This is a genomic window from Enterococcus columbae DSM 7374 = ATCC 51263 (assembly GCF_000406925.1).
Classification (GTDB): domain Bacteria; phylum Bacillota; class Bacilli; order Lactobacillales; family Enterococcaceae; genus Enterococcus_E; species Enterococcus_E columbae.
In genome coordinates this window covers 108,224-123,139 of record NZ_KE136352.1, presented here as the reverse complement: position 1 = coordinate 123,139, position 14,916 = coordinate 108,224, and the positions used below count along the sequence as shown (strand labels likewise).

13 protein-coding genes are annotated in these 14,916 nt (G+C 35.1%); 12 read left to right on the top strand and 1 reads right to left on the bottom strand.

Annotated features, from left to right (window positions below):
- Positions 1–7: 7 nt before the first annotated feature.
- From murE to RK02_RS11855, 4 genes are all read left to right on the top strand, one after another.
- Positions 8–1,516 carry a UDP-N-acetylmuramyl-tripeptide synthetase gene (gene murE, locus RK02_RS11870; protein ID WP_016184479.1) on the top strand — a complete coding sequence of 503 codons (1,509 nt, stop codon included), beginning with the start codon at positions 8–10 and terminating at the stop codon, positions 1,514–1,516.
- Positions 1,517–1,765: 249 nt separating this feature from the next.
- Positions 1,766–3,409: a putative polysaccharide biosynthesis protein gene (locus tag RK02_RS11865; protein WP_016184478.1), complete on the top strand. Its 1,644-nt coding sequence runs from the start codon at positions 1,766–1,768 to the stop codon at positions 3,407–3,409.
- A gap of 430 nt (positions 3,410–3,839) precedes the next feature.
- Positions 3,840–4,565 carry a pseudouridine synthase gene (locus RK02_RS11860; RefSeq protein ID WP_016184477.1) on the top strand — a complete coding sequence of 242 codons (726 nt, stop codon included), beginning with the start codon at positions 3,840–3,842 and terminating at the stop codon, positions 4,563–4,565.
- 134 nt (positions 4,566–4,699) lie between these two features.
- The gene (locus RK02_RS11855; RefSeq protein WP_016184476.1) at positions 4,700–5,713 is read left to right on the top strand and encodes a M23 family metallopeptidase; all 1,014 of its coding nucleotides are present in this window, start codon (positions 4,700–4,702) and stop codon (positions 5,711–5,713) included.
- A gap of 47 nt (positions 5,714–5,760) precedes the next feature.
- Here the strand turns inward: RK02_RS11855 and RK02_RS11850 are convergent, their stop codons facing one another.
- Positions 5,761–6,615, bottom strand: a complete 855-nt coding sequence (locus tag RK02_RS11850; protein WP_016184475.1) for an RluA family pseudouridine synthase — start codon at positions 6,613–6,615, stop codon at positions 5,761–5,763.
- 136 nt (positions 6,616–6,751) lie between these two features.
- Between RK02_RS11850 and RK02_RS11845 the strand changes: the two genes are divergently transcribed.
- The 8 genes from RK02_RS11845 to RK02_RS12505 all read left to right on the top strand — a co-directional run bounded on the left by RK02_RS11845 (position 6,752) and on the right by RK02_RS12505 (position 14,859).
- Positions 6,752–8,908 (top strand): PBP1A family penicillin-binding protein, encoded by a 2,157-nt coding sequence (locus RK02_RS11845; protein WP_018451790.1) that lies wholly within the window; start codon positions 6,752–6,754, stop codon positions 8,906–8,908.
- 55 nt (positions 8,909–8,963) lie between these two features.
- Positions 8,964–9,302: a YlbF family regulator gene (locus RK02_RS11840; RefSeq protein WP_016184473.1), complete on the top strand. Its 339-nt coding sequence runs from the start codon at positions 8,964–8,966 to the stop codon at positions 9,300–9,302.
- Positions 9,303–9,653: 351 nt separating this feature from the next.
- Complete coding sequence (locus tag RK02_RS11835) at positions 9,654–10,937, top strand: sensor histidine kinase (RefSeq protein WP_016184472.1); 1,284 nt, start codon at positions 9,654–9,656, stop codon at positions 10,935–10,937.
- 12 nt (positions 10,938–10,949) lie between these two features.
- Positions 10,950–11,699, top strand: a complete 750-nt coding sequence (locus RK02_RS11830; RefSeq protein ID WP_016184471.1) for a response regulator transcription factor — start codon at positions 10,950–10,952, stop codon at positions 11,697–11,699.
- 281 nt (positions 11,700–11,980) lie between these two features.
- Entirely contained in the window at positions 11,981–12,181 is a 201-nt protein-coding gene (locus RK02_RS11825; protein WP_016184470.1) for a hypothetical protein, read from the top strand.
- 407 nt (positions 12,182–12,588) lie between these two features.
- On the top strand, positions 12,589–12,792 hold the full coding sequence (locus RK02_RS11820) for a hypothetical protein (RefSeq protein ID WP_016184469.1): 204 nt from the start codon (positions 12,589–12,591) through the stop codon (positions 12,790–12,792).
- A gap of 564 nt (positions 12,793–13,356) precedes the next feature.
- On the top strand, positions 13,357–13,521 hold the full coding sequence (locus tag RK02_RS12415) for a hypothetical protein (protein WP_016184468.1): 165 nt from the start codon (positions 13,357–13,359) through the stop codon (positions 13,519–13,521).
- Between the two features lie 1,212 nt (positions 13,522–14,733).
- Positions 14,734–14,859 carry a hypothetical protein gene (locus RK02_RS12505; RefSeq protein ID WP_281168777.1) on the top strand — a complete coding sequence of 42 codons (126 nt, stop codon included), beginning with the start codon at positions 14,734–14,736 and terminating at the stop codon, positions 14,857–14,859.
- Positions 14,860–14,916 lie beyond the last annotated feature (57 nt).

The window sequence follows — 14,916 nt, the reverse complement described above, 5'->3', positions numbered from 1 at the left end:
TTAAGTCATGACTTATCATATTTCACTTGCTGAAATCCATCAATTATTATTAGAAAATCATTTATTAAAAGAATTAATTGTAGATAAAAACTGGTACTATACCTATCCTGAGACATTACCGACGAAGGAATTTACGCAGCTTTCTTATGATTCCAGAGTGGCTGATGGTCAAACGCTCTTTTTTTGTAAAGGGCTTAATTTTAAAGCTGAGTTTTTAGCGCAAGCGACCACTTTAGGCGTGCAAGCGTACGTATCAGAGGTATATTATGAGGAGAATACTGCAATTGCCTTTATTGTGACGGATATTCGAGCGGCGATGGCAATTTTAGCGCAGCATTTTTATCAATATCCTCAAGATCGATTGGTGAAAATTGCCATCACTGGGACTAAAGGCAAAACAACCACCGCTTATTTTACGCATCAATTACTCAGTGCAGCTTTAGGCGAAAGGGTGGCTTTGTTTTCTTCAGAGGAAACGATTTTAGATGGTAAAACCCGTCAGTCTTCCAGCTTATCGACGCCAGAAGCCCTGGTATTATATGAACAAATGGCTAAAGCAGTAGAAAATAATGTCACGCATTTGGTAATGGAGGTCTCTTCGCAAGCTTATAAAACGAAGCGAGTCTATGGCTTGACCTTTGAGGTGGGGATCTTTTTAAATATTGGTCATGATCATATTAGTCCGATTGAGCATCCAACCTTTGAAGATTATCTATATTGTAAACGACAATTAATCATGCATAGTCAGCAAATGATTGTGCACCAAGACATTCCTTACTTTGATTTGCTCGCCCAAACTTGTCAGCAGGCGCAAGTTGCGATGCTGACTTTTGGCGTGAAGCAAGGAGATTATCGCATTACTGGTAATAGTCAACATTCCTTTCAGCTACAAAGACAGCAAACAAGCACGATAGAAAGCTTTGAGCTAGCCTTATTAGGTACCTTTAACTTTGATAATGCTACGGCGGCGCTTTTGGCTGCGCGAAGTGTTTGTCCGATTGATACACTCACTGCCCAAAAGGCGCTAAAGCAAACGGTTGTACCTGGTCGGATGAATCTATTTCATTTACCAAATGGCGCAGTTGTTTTAGTCGATTATGCACATAATTATTTAAGCCTACAAGCAGTGAGTCAATGCGCACGTCAACTGCGACCAAGTGGCCAATTAATCATTGTTACCGGTAGTGCAGGGGGCAAGGCTTTATCACGCCGTCCGGATATCGGCAGAGCCTTAACCGAGTTTGCGGATATTGCCATTTTAACAGCAGATGATCCTAATTTTGAAGAAGTCAGTGATATTATCGCCGAAATCAAAGCGGTCATGCCAGCTAATCAAATAGTTTATGAAATTGAGGACCGTCATGAAGCTATTACCAAAGCCCTTTCTTTAGCTAATAGCGAGGATGTAGTTATTTTAGCCGGAAAAGGTAACGAGCAAACGATGAAAATCAAAGGCAAAGCCGTACCTTACCAAAGCGACATTCAATTTGTCCAACACTGGCAACAAAAAGGTTGAGAACTAGCTTGCCCAGCTACGAGAAAATTCGAGTGCTCCACACCCCTAGCAAGAATCAAGAAAGTAAGGAAGGAATGATTGCTAGAGGTGTGGCAAATTTTGTGAGTAGCTAGCGAAACAGTTATGTGACTTATTGAGCAAGCTTTGTTCAAACTTCTAAAAAAATTCCCAAAGTACTGATTGCTATTCGGGTCATTTGCGATTAAAATAATACGGTAAGACAAAAAAATAAGTGGATGGAGATTGTGAATGAGCGCAGAATATAAACAACCCTCAGCTCTAACCAATGAGGAAAAAATGGCGCGTGGCTCAGCTTGGATGACACTAGGCAATGTGGGCTCACGCTTAATTGGTGTGATATATATTTTACCATGGTACGCTTGGATGGGTACACATGGCAAAGAGGCGAATGCCTTATTTAATATGGGGTATAATGTTTATGCCCTGTTTTTAATGATTTCAACGGCTGGGATTCCAGCAGCCATTGCTAAACAGGTGGCTTATTATAATTCCAAGCAGCAATATGCTCAAAGCCAACAGCTATTTAAAAAAGCTTTGCAGTTTATGGGGCTGATTGGTTTGATTTGTGCGGCTATTATGTATCTAGCCTCACCATTGTTGGCGCGACTATCCGGTGGCGGCACTGAATTAATTCCCGTGATGCATTCATTGAGTGCGGCTATTTTGATTTTCCCATGCATGAGCGTGATTCGTGGGTACTTCCAAGGAAATCAAAATATGCAACCCTATGCGATGTCACAGCTAGTGGAGCAGGTTATTCGAGTATTTTACATGCTGCTAGCGACCTTTATCATTATCAAAGTGATGAATGGTAGCTATTTGACAGCGGTTGTTCAATCAACCTTTGCCGCTTTTATCGGTGCGATTGCCTCTTTAGCAACTTTATTTTATTTTTTAAAAAAGGCGCAGCTGACCTTTGAAGTGCAAAAGGAAATGAGTGTACCTGGTGAAAAGCTAGATACGAAAGCTTTAATCATCGATACGATTAGACAGGCGATTCCATTTACCATTGTAGGAGCAGGCGTTACGATTTATAAATTAGTCGATCAAGGCACCTATGTACATATGATGCAAAGTTTTACTAGCTATAGTAAAAATCAATTAATTGAACAAATGGCAGTCTTTGGTGGTAATCCAGATAAGTTAACTATGGTAGTGATTGGTTTAGCGACTTCGATGGCATTTACGAGCTTACCATTAGTTACCGAAGCGATTACGCAAAAACGTTATCGTGACTTAGCGAAACTAATCAACAATAATTTCCAGCTTTATGCGTTATTGATGTTTCCAGCAACCTTTGGCATGATTTTATTAGCCTATCCTTTAAATACTTTCTTTTATGAGCCAGATGTGCTAGGAAGTAAAGTATTAGTCGTTGCCTGTCTATCTGGATTATTTGTTGGGTTGTTCATGCTGACTTCTTCAACCCTGCAAGGAATGTATTACAATCGCTCAGCCGTTCGTTTCTTTGTTGCCGGTTTGGTTGTCAAAATTATTTTGCAATATCCATGTATTTTACTTTTTCAAGTATATGGTCCGCTAATTTCAACAACGATTGGGATGGGCGCTTCTTGCTATTTAAATATTCGCAAATTACAACGAGTTTCTCGCTTTAATTGGCGTTTTACACTAAGAAGAATTTTATTGATTGCGATTTTAACTATTTGCATGTTAATCGTAGCTTTGATAGCCAAAGCAATCGGAGGTCTAATCTTTAGTCCAGAACACAAGATTACAGCCTTTTTACTGTCAGCCTTTGTTGCCGGCTTTGGCGGGATCACTTATATTTACTTGATTTTAAAAACCCGAATCGCTGAAAAATTATTAGGCTCTAGCATGGTGCGTTTACGTCAACGTTTAAAAATTAAATAGCTTTTTGTGATAGCAAATGGATGGGGGCTTCCTCCATCCATTTAACATATAAGGATGTGAAGTAGCTTGCCCAGACATGAGAAAATTCGAGTGTTACTCTCCATTGAGAAAATTAAAAGATGTTGAGATTTTCCCAATGGAGAGGCGAATTTTCGCTATGTCTAGCTACTGAACACAGATTGCATAAAGGATGTCTAACGACTCGCACAGCTACGAGAAAATTTGAGTGTTACTCGCCGTTTGAAAAATGGGCAATTTTAAAATTTTTTTTCAAACGACGAGGCAAATTTTCCGAGTAGCTAGTCGTTAGCCACAGATTAAATAAAGGATGTCTAGCAAGTTGGTTAACTACGAGCAAATGTGATTTAGTATGACAGACGCAATTACTAGAGCATTTAGTACATAGGCTTAAATTTAGGAGGGATGAAATATGCGGTTAGACAAGTTTTTAGCAGACATGAATTTTGGCTCAAGGAAGGAAGTCAAAGCATTCATCAAAAAGGGATTGGTCCGAGTTAATGGAGAGATTGTGAAAAGCGATAAATTTCAAGTTAATGAATTGAGTGATGAAGTCTATTTTGAAGAGGAGCAAGTTGTTTATCAAAAATACTTTTACTATTTAATGAATAAACCTCAAGGGGTCATTTCAGCTACGGTCGATGATTTTGAAGAAACCGTTTTAGACTTATTTAGCGATGAAGATTATCGGGAAGATTTATTTCCAATTGGCCGCTTGGATAAGGATACGGAAGGTTTGTTAGTGATTAGTAATGATGGTGCGCTAGCGCATCAGCTGCTTTCGCCTAAAAAGCATGTGCCTAAGGAGTATTATGTAGAAGTTGAGGGGCTTTTGACTACTCAAGATGTGCAGGCTTGTGCGACTGGTCTAAAAATCGATGGGGGTGAGATTTGCTTACCAGCGCAATTACAGGTCCTTTCGACTGATGAACAGGCTGAATGCTCAACGGCTTTGCTTGTTTTGCATGAAGGAAAGTTTCATCAAGTGAAACGAATGATGCAAGCGCTAGGCAAAGAGGTTACTTACCTTAAACGGGTGCGCATGGGGCAATTGCTATTAGATGAGCAATTAGCCTTAGGAGAATATCGGACCTTAACGCCTGAGGAAATCCGTCTTTTACAACAAAGAGAGGCATAAGTCCCTTTAGTCAATCATGACAAAATTTATCCATTTAGATTACAATTTAGTAACAATCTAGCCAACAGCTTTTGATTTAAAAAATCTATGTTATAATTACTCCTTGAAAGACTATTAGAAAAGAGGCTTACTCATTGAAATATAAGCAACTACTCGCTTCCTTATTAATTGGGGGCGCGATTTTGACTGCCGGAGTGAATGTGCATGCCAGCAGCATTGATGATCAAATTAAACAAAATCAGACCCAATTAACCCAAGTCAAGCAACAAGAGCAATCATTAACTGCGCAATTACAAGCAGTGATGAATAAAATTACTGAAAATAAAACAAAAGAAGAGAATTTTTCTAAGGCGCTTTTGAAGGAAAAGCTAGATTATCAAGCACTAAAAGATAGAATTAGTGCTTTAACCAAACGCTACGAAAAGAAAAAGCAATCAATAGAAGCAATTTCTAATCCAACGACTTATTTGGCTGAGACCAATAAGATTATTGACCTAAAAGATCAAATCAATAATCTAAAGGCGATTTTACCTAAGTATGAACCACAAATTGCTTCCTTTGAGGTGAGCGTTGCCTATTATCAACAACAACGTTTAGCTAGTGAAAATCAACGGAATCAGCTAGCGACTCAATTACAACAAGTCAGCCAGCAAGATGCCAGTCTGCAAAGCACCTTGCAAAAGCTTGATCAACAAAAAGCAGAAGCAGAAAAGCAACAAGCCAAACAAGCCCAAACGCAAGCGACAGGCTTTGCTTCTCCTTTAGCTACAAATTTAGTGGTTTCAAGTGGCTTTGGTCAGCGTGAGGATCCAAACGGTGTATCTGGTACCCAGCATGATGGGATTGATTTGGTCGGTCAGCTTGATCAATCGGTCTTTGCTGCTCGTGATGGGAAGGTTGTTATGACTGGAACAGATAAGAGTGCGGGAAATTATATCATTATTCAGCATGATAATGGCTTTTACTCTTATTACTTACATTTAAATCATATTTTAGTGAAGACGAATGATTCGGTCTTAGTGGGCCAAGAAATTGGAAAAATGGGGACAACCGGTAATTCTACGGGCGTACATTTGCATTTTGGCTTAGCGCATACCGCTAATTGGAAGGAATTTGTCGATCCTGCGCCTTATTTAAAAATTAGTTAGTGTAAAGCAAAAAACATTGATGTCAAAATCGACATCAATGTTTTTTTTTAGAACAACGCATGTTTAGACGTGATTTTTAGTGTTTCTTGGGTAAATGGATGCGTTAGATACATTTCTTGCGCGTGGAGCATTAACCGCTTGGCTGGAATTTTTTGATAAAGTGGATCACCGACAATCGGATGCTGAATACTCGCTAAATGCACCCGAATTTGATGAGTTCTTCCAGTATCTAAAACACAATAAAGCTCCGTCGTATTGGCTAAAACCTTCGCAATCTCGACATGCGTAATGGCTACTTGTCCACCTTTTGCATCAATAATGCGTTTGCGGCGATCGTGGCGATCACGACCGATTTTTTTAGTGATGGTTTGATTCTGTAGTAATTTTCCATGAACAATAGCTTGATAACGACGGTAAATTTGCTTTTGCTCAAGTAACCGACCTAAGATGGGTAAGACCAGGGGATTTTTAGCGAATAAAATTACGCCACTGGTTTCCTTATCTAAGCGATGGACGACATGAGGATAGCAGTCTTGCGCGCTCAGGTAGCTTGCGACATCATTCAGGAGCGTCGCTGTTTCATTGGGCTGATTGGGATGTGTTTTTATTCCAGCTGGTTTATCGACTATGAGTAGATGTTCATCTTCGTATAAGACTTGGACATTTTCAGCCTTACCAGGCGCAATCGCTTGAAACTGATAATCCTCCTCTTGTAAAATCAACGTAATTTCATCTCCCGCATGAACCTCTTGATGAAACATGGCGGTCTGTTGATTTAATAAGACATTTTTGCGTACACGTAAGAAATGACGAACCTTACGTGGAACTAACCAGCGACTTTCTAGTAATTCACGAATCGTACAGCTAGTAAAGCTTTTAGGTAGAGTAATTGTATATTTCATAGACACCTCGAATGAGCGAATTTATAGTATTTTTAAACTTTTTTTATCCTATTATTAATCAGGCAATGGTAAAATGACTAAGAGAATAGACTGGGTTCAATCTCCAGTGAACACATTGCAATGGAAAGGAATTAGCATGGATTTTAAACAAATTGTATCAAAAATTCAATCATTTTTACATACAAGCTATGAAAAAAGTCGTCCCTATCTTCAAAAACTCTCAGCTTGGCGCAAACGGATTTGGCGTAAGTATCATATCAATAAAATCTTAATTTTGGCTGTTTTGCTCTTAGTTTTAGTGACGAGCATTTATTTATTCTTTGTGGCTAAGAGTACCAAGGTGTCTGAATTAGAGGCAGGGCTGAAGGAGTCAACGATTATTTATGATTACAAGGGCGATGAGGCAGGCAGTCTGCATTCGCAAAAGGGCAATTATGTTGAGCTGTCTGCTATCTCACCTTATGTGGTAGATGCCTTGATTTCTACAGAAGACCGTAGATTCTATGAGCATCACGGCTTTGATATTAAAGGAATCGGCCGTGCCTTTGTCAGAATGCTTATTAATCGCTCAACAGAAGGTGGGGGTGGGAGTACCATCACGCAGCAATTAGCTAAAAATGCGTATCTTACGTTAGATCAAACCTTCAATCGAAAAGCAAAAGAGATATTTTTAGCAATCGAAATTGAAAAGAAATACAGTAAAGACGAAATTTTGACCATGTACTTGAATACCTCCTATTTTGGTAATGGGGTATGGGGGATTCAGGATGCTGCCAAAAAATATTTTGGTGTGGATGCCAAGGACTTAAATTTAGCTGAATCCGCTACTTTAGTCGGCATGCTAAAGGGACCGTCGATTTACAATCCGCTTGATCATCTAAAAAATGCGACTAATCGTCGAGATACGGTCTTACAGCTGATGGTAGATAATCAAAAAATTACGAAGGCAGCTGCACAACAGGCGCAACAAGTCAATTTGGCTGGATTATTAAATGATACGTATACCCAAGATGAATCCGATTATCAATATCCGTATTATTTTGATGCTGTAATCAATGAGGCAACGAGTAAGTATGGGCTTAAATTACAAGACATTATGAAAAACGGCTATAAAATTTATACCTATCTCGATCAAAATTATCAACGTCAAATGCAATCAGTCTATGATGAAAATGGCTATTTCCCAGAAAATGCGGAGGATGGCACGATGGTTCAATCGGCTTCAATCGCCGTAAATCCTAAAAATGGTGGCGTAGAGGCGGTAGTTGGTCGTAGAGGGGAATATACTTTCTTAGGCTATAATTTTGCCACCCAGATGAAACGCTCACCGGGCTCAACAATCAAACCGCTAAGTGTCTATGCAGCAGCTTTGGAATCAGGCTATCAGCCAAGTAGTATGCTAAAAGATGAACCATTAAGCTTTTATGATGCCAAAAACTATGATGGCACTTATGCAGGTGAGGTACCTATGTATCAAGCCGTTGCACAAAGCTTAAATCTGCCAGCAGTTTGGCTATTACATGAAATCGGCTTAGATAAAGGGTATAAAAAGGCAGAGGAATTTGGCTTATCCCTTGATGAAAAGGACCGATACTGGGGCTTAGCACTGGGAGGTTTACGTTACGGAGAAAGTCCTCAAACGATGGCGAATGCCTATGCTGTCTTTGCCAATGGAGGGACTTATTATGAAAGTCATTTTATCGCCAAGATTATAGATGCCACAGGAGCGGTTATTGTGGATAATACTGGAAAGAAAGGCACACGTATCTTATCAGAAAAAACCACTGATGAGATGAATAGTATTTTGCTAGGAACCTTTTCTAATGGAACAGCTGTCAATGCACAACCTTATGGCTATCAAGTCGCAGGCAAAACCGGAACTACAGAAACGAATTTTGATGCAAGTAAGGTCAATGATCAATGGATTGTCGGCTATACGCCAGATGTAGTGATTTCCACTTGGCTTGGTTATGAAGAAACGACCAATCAACATTATCTCACCTCAACAAGTGGCCAAGGAGTCGGACAGGTCTTTAAAGCCGAAGCACAGGGGATTTTACCCTATACGAAAAATACTAGCTTTAATGTGGTAGATGCCTATCAGACAGATGGTAAGGTGATGACTCCAGAACAAGCCAATAGCCAAAAGCAAACCACTGAGCAAGAGGTCAAAGATAAGGTAAATGATTTCGCTCAAAAAGCGAAAGAAGGCTTGGACGACTTTGGACAGAAGGTAAAAAATGGCTTTGATCAATTAGTTGGTGGCTTAATCGATAAAATAAAGGGACAATAAATGCGTAAATATGTTAAAATAATAGTCAAACAGATCAATCTACGGAGGAACTAGTATGATTAACATTTATGACACAGCGAATCAATTAGAGCGTGAATTACGCCAAACAGAACAATTCAAAGCTTTAAAAGCCGCTTTTGAAGAATTAAAGCAAAACGAAGCTGCCTATGCTCTGTTCAAAGAATTCCAAGCTTTCCAACAAGCGATGCAACAAAAAATGATGGCTGGCGAAGAAATGAGTGATGAGGATGCGACTAAAGCGCAAAATCTAACAGAAAAAATTCAACAAGAAGCCTTAGTTTCAGCCTTAATGATGAAGGAACAGGCTTTCAGTCAACTAATTAATGAGCTAAACCGAATTGTTTTAGCTCCAGTTAACGAATTATATCAATAGCCGATAATTCATTTGTAAACGAACGAGAATCCCTACAAACAATGATTCAAAATGTTTGTGGGGATTTTTTCATACCGACCAATATTGATTCAGGAAGGATTTTTGCCATTTCAGGAAGTTTTTTCCTCCTTTCCTTAAGCATCTATTATGATAAGAGCATATCAATCATTGGAAGGATGAAGAAAATGAAAAAAATGGATTTAAAATGGAAAAAAATACTCAGAGAAAGAATTAATAAGGGTTATTGGTGGGAAAGACATTAAAAGCTCGGGAATTTTTGTTTCAGATTTATCTCAATATGTCTTTTCACTATTAAAAAGATACTGGTAATCCTATATTGGAGGGATTAGTTTGATATTAATTAATACAGAAGCATATTTATTGAGGATGTTTATAAATAATTTTATATTCGTCTTCCTTTTTTATGCCATAAACAATAATATCAGACAAAAAAAATATTGGTTAATGTTATTAATGGTAATATTGAATTTTATATTAAATATATTTTTCGATATTACAGACATTATTCCTGTTATCTTTGGCTACTTTATATTACGGAGAGAAGAAAAAAATAATACATTGATAATCAATAAATTATTATTCTGTTTGCTTACTAGGGATTTAATATTTATTGTTAGCTCGACCATTAGTGCCAATATTGCAAATTTTGATGGGGTAAAAGGATATAGTTATATTTTTAGAGAATTGATACTAGAGTATATATTTGTAGTTATAGTTATTTTTATTTATCAAAAATTTAAAGTGAATAACTTTTTTCTACGTTATGGCTCAAAATTTACTGCTATTTTTATGATTTATATTTTCGTCATGGAGACATTCATAGCCTATACTGCTCATAAGCGAGAGATTTTCGATCAATTTGTATTTGGCATCCTGTTATTTTTAATTATTCAAACGTTATTTGTAACTGTCTTATTTATCTGGATGACCATAAAGCAAAAAGAAAAATATGAACAAAAGGTAAAAGATAAGGAACTGATTTATCTAAAAAAATATACCGATTCTTTAGAAAAAGATCAGGAACAATCAGCCAGATTTAGACATGATTATAAAAATTTACTTCTAAGCTTGAAGGAACGTGCTACCTTTCATCAAGATTTAGCATTGAAGGAACAAATAGAATCACTGGAACATTACTCCCAGCCTTATTTAACTGATAAATTTGCCTATCGTTATTTAAAAAATGTGAAAAATGAATATGTTAAAAGTTTATTATTATCAAAAATGTATGAGGCAAGCCAACAATATATTCACTGCACCTTTGAATGTCCAAATGAGATTCAAAAGATACCGATGGATATCTTTGATTTTATTCGTGTATTAGGTATTTTAATTGATAATGCTTTGGAGGCTGTGGTAGGAAGTGATGAGAAGGAGGTTTCTATTGCTATTTATCAAGATGAAACACAACTAGAATTTACGATTATCAATCGTTTTGATAATGAAGCGATCGCACTTGAAAAAATGACACAAAAAGGAGTAACCACTAAAGCAGGGCATCATGGCTTGGGATTATCAAATATCGAAGAAATCAATAAAAAGAATAAAAATATGTTTGTAAATTATCGTGTTGAGTCTAAGCAGTTTTTAGCTCAGGTGGTAGTCTTATTTTAGAAGGGAGATTGTATGAAATATCCGATTATATTATGTGAAGATCAGCTTTTACAGTTAAATCAGCTAGAAAGGATTATTAAGAATTTTATTCTATTTCATGATGAAATCTTTGAAATAGTCCTGACCTCGCAGACACCTACAGAAGTAGAAAAATATTTAAAGCAATTTCATCCTACACAAGGTATTTATTTTTTAGATATTGACTTAAATGCAGCAATGAATGGTATTGAACTGGCAGAGCTTGTAAGAAAATATGATGTGCAAGCAAAAATTATTTTTGTTACTACACATGATGAAATGTTACCTTTAACTATCCAAAGAAGAGTAGAGACCTTGGGATTTGTTCAAAAGGATCAGGAGTTAGATGCGTATAAAAGTGAAATTGCTGAGTTATTGTTATTAGCTAAGGAAAGAATAGATGCAACAAAAGTGGCTAAAAATCAAGCATTTATTTTTTCGATTGGTTCACAAGTCTTTACGATTGATTTGGCAGATATTTATTTTTTGGAACCCTCAGAGATGCCACATCGATTAGTCTTGTATACTAAGAATGGTCAGTATGAATTTTATGGTAAACTGAATGAATTTGAACAAAAATATCCAAGTTTAACTAGAATTAGTCGTTCGACTTTAGTCCAAGTAAATAATGCTAAGGAAATTGACTTTAAAAAGCGCATGATTTACTTTACACCAGATTTATGTAAAAAATTTTCATTAGGAAAAGCAAATAAAATTAAAGAAATCTTCAATACACATTTTTAGTGGATACTATCGAGAAATGAATTAGCATTTCACGATAGTATTTTTTTGTTTTCATAGAAAAAGGAGAATATGCTCGCTTTAAATGCTGAGAAATTATTAGAAAAAATTGCGTTTATTCATTTCAGGAATAAAAAACCTATACTTCAGGAATGTTTTAACCAAAAATTTTGTTAGTATGGCATAATGCTGATGTCAGGAAAAGAGAATTAATGCAAAAGTATAAAGAATTATCCGCATGTGAAAAAGCGCGGGATTATACCACTTAATAGGAGGAAAGCATAATGAATCGTAAGAGAAGTCATTTTTTAAAATATTTTCTAGAAATAATATTATTTATGAGTTCTCTGGGGCATTTTATCTTATATATTTTGAATGATGCTAACATATACAGAGCACCAAGCTGGATACTTTCTATCCCAGTCCCGTATATAGCCTCTATCTTGTTTTTTATTCTTTTAATCTCTAAAGAAAAGAAAGATTAAACCAACAATTGAAATATTATTCTACTACTTTGGATACTTTTGACATAAGAGAAGTCGAGTTTATTTTTAATAAAATTGGAATCTTTTTTACACCAACCATCTTGCACGTATTATGGAAAAGTGTAGCTAGTTGAGTTGAAGGAGAAGCTGAGGCGGCTAACCAGTTAAAAATAGTTTTGATGAATATTTAATCTCTTTACTAGTGGCATATAACCCATTTAGCAACAAAGAACATTTTTTATTTATTTGTTTTTTGATTTATTAATCCCTAATAATACGACAAAAGAAGTGTTATCGTAGAGACAGTAAAGTGATGGAGAAGCATTGGTTGGATAGATGTTGAAGTTATAAGGGTGATTGGTTGTTGATCGTGTGTTAATCGATGATGTTATGAAGAAAGGGAATGGATGATGAACTTTAAATTAGATTACAAAAAAATCATTAAAGATTTTTTATTGAATGCAGTGGTTTTTATTCTTTTTATCCCAACAATTCAATTTCATTCATTTTCTAGCCTATTGCTTGCTTTTCTTATATGGGAAATAGATTGCTTTGTTATGTCAATTATTTGTTTCCGTGGCCCAAAAGGATATAAAAAAGAAGAGGAGTAGAAAGTCCTTTATATTCATTTCTAAACTGTTTATTTAATCGTATGTTTTTATTACATATTTTGTACTTGGATTACCGTATTTGTAGCAGAAAAATATTCTGTCTGTGGTTTGATGGGATTTCTAGTTATTTATGGATTAAATAAAATAAAAGTTAGATAACTTACTAGTCAGACTGTAAGCAAGGCATTATCTATCTTGAGTAATAAAGATAGGTTTATCCATATCAAATGAAAGTATTTCAGTTATAAGTAAGTAGATCAAAATGAATAGCTTTAAAAGAACCAATAAATCAGAATGACAAAATATTAATGGCAGACAAAAAGATTTCATCCGAGGAATTCTTGACGGATTGCATTTAGCCGGATTTGTAAAACATAAAAAATAAAGAAAGATCCTGCAAAATGGAAAAATTCAAAAAATTAGAAGAAAAACAACTTTATTCTATCAGCGGAGGCTCTTGTCTAGCATATAAAGTAGGACAAGCTGTTGGATTTCTGTAAGGGATTATTTTCGGATAATACCTAATTGTATCTGAAATTAATATATATATTTAGGAGGAATTTTATGAATGTAACAAAATTTAAGCAGTTGAAAGATGTTGATTTAGACCAAATTAATGGAGAATTATTGATTACGGAAACAATGATTGCAGAAAGGATTGGAATTTTTGTTGGAACTTTTGGAGTGGGAGTAGTCATCGGACAAGCAACAAAAAAGGTAGGTAAATAATATTGACACCAAAAAAAATAGTCAATTTCGTATTAATTACTAATATATTTATTCACCCAATATATATTATATATAATGTTTTATATAATCATTCAGTAAATAAAAATTATCTATTATTTACGCTACTAACTATCTCGTCAAGCTTATTACTATATTGTTTTATTAATAAAAAAGAAAAGAAGAATGACTATGAAAAAAAATAGTTTTGAATCATTACCTCTGGATGAATTAAAAAAATTGACGGTGGAATTGTTTGGATACCAATTCTAATTGGCTTAGATAAGATTTTTATTTGTTCAGCAATTACTGGATTTACTATAATTGCAATGATTGATTTAACAAAATAGGAGGTACTTAACTATGAAATATTTATTTAATAATATTTTAAAATTTAATTGGGATTTTAATAAACCTGGCACCTATTTAAAGATTTTCATATTCTTTTTTATAGCATCTTTTATTTTTCAATTTATTAAATCTTTTTTATAGAATTAGAGAGATGCGATACCCCTTGTTATTAGTCGTTTACAGAAACTACTAGAAAAAATAGCGTTTATTCATTTCAGGAATAAAAAACTATATTTCAGGAATGATTTAACCAAAAATTTTGTGAGTATGGCATAATGCTGATGTCAGGAAAAGAGAGCTGGAGGAGAATTAATGAATAAGTATAAAGAATTAGGAAAGCACGAATTAAATGGAGATGAATTATAAATATGAATAATATATATAAAGAACTATTAATTGCGCTATTTTATTTAATATCCCTTATAGCTACTTTTTATTTTATAAAAGAGAAAGAAAAAAGGAAAATAACGATAGTGGCTTTGACGCTAATATATTTGATGAGATTTATATAAACTAATTTTGAAATATAATCTATAACATACTAATAACCAACTTTAAGTCTATCAATATTAGGGAAATAATCCAAAAGTTTCTTCGATAGCAAAAAACCGAGGAAATAAATATTTTTTTATTTTCATAGAAAAAGGAGAATATGCTCGCTTAAAATGCTGAGAATTTACTAGAAAATTTGCGTTTATTCATTTCAGGAATAAAAAACTGTATTTCAGGAATGATTTAACCAAAAATTTTGTGAGTATGGCATAATACTGATGTCAGGAAAAGAGAGTTGGCGGAGAATTAACGAAAAAGTATCAAGTATTATCAACGCATGAATTAAATGAAGTGATAGGAGGGACTACATTGGTGAATAAATTAGAAAAAATAGCAGCTGTCTTTTATCCATATAGATATTGGATATTCTTTTCAATACTATTCATCATCGGATTCTTTGGTGGAATAGCAGTAGGCTTAAATCATATTAATAAATAATTACTGGATATAATCCTATAATTGTAAAAATGAATAGGAGTATTTTATGATGAAATT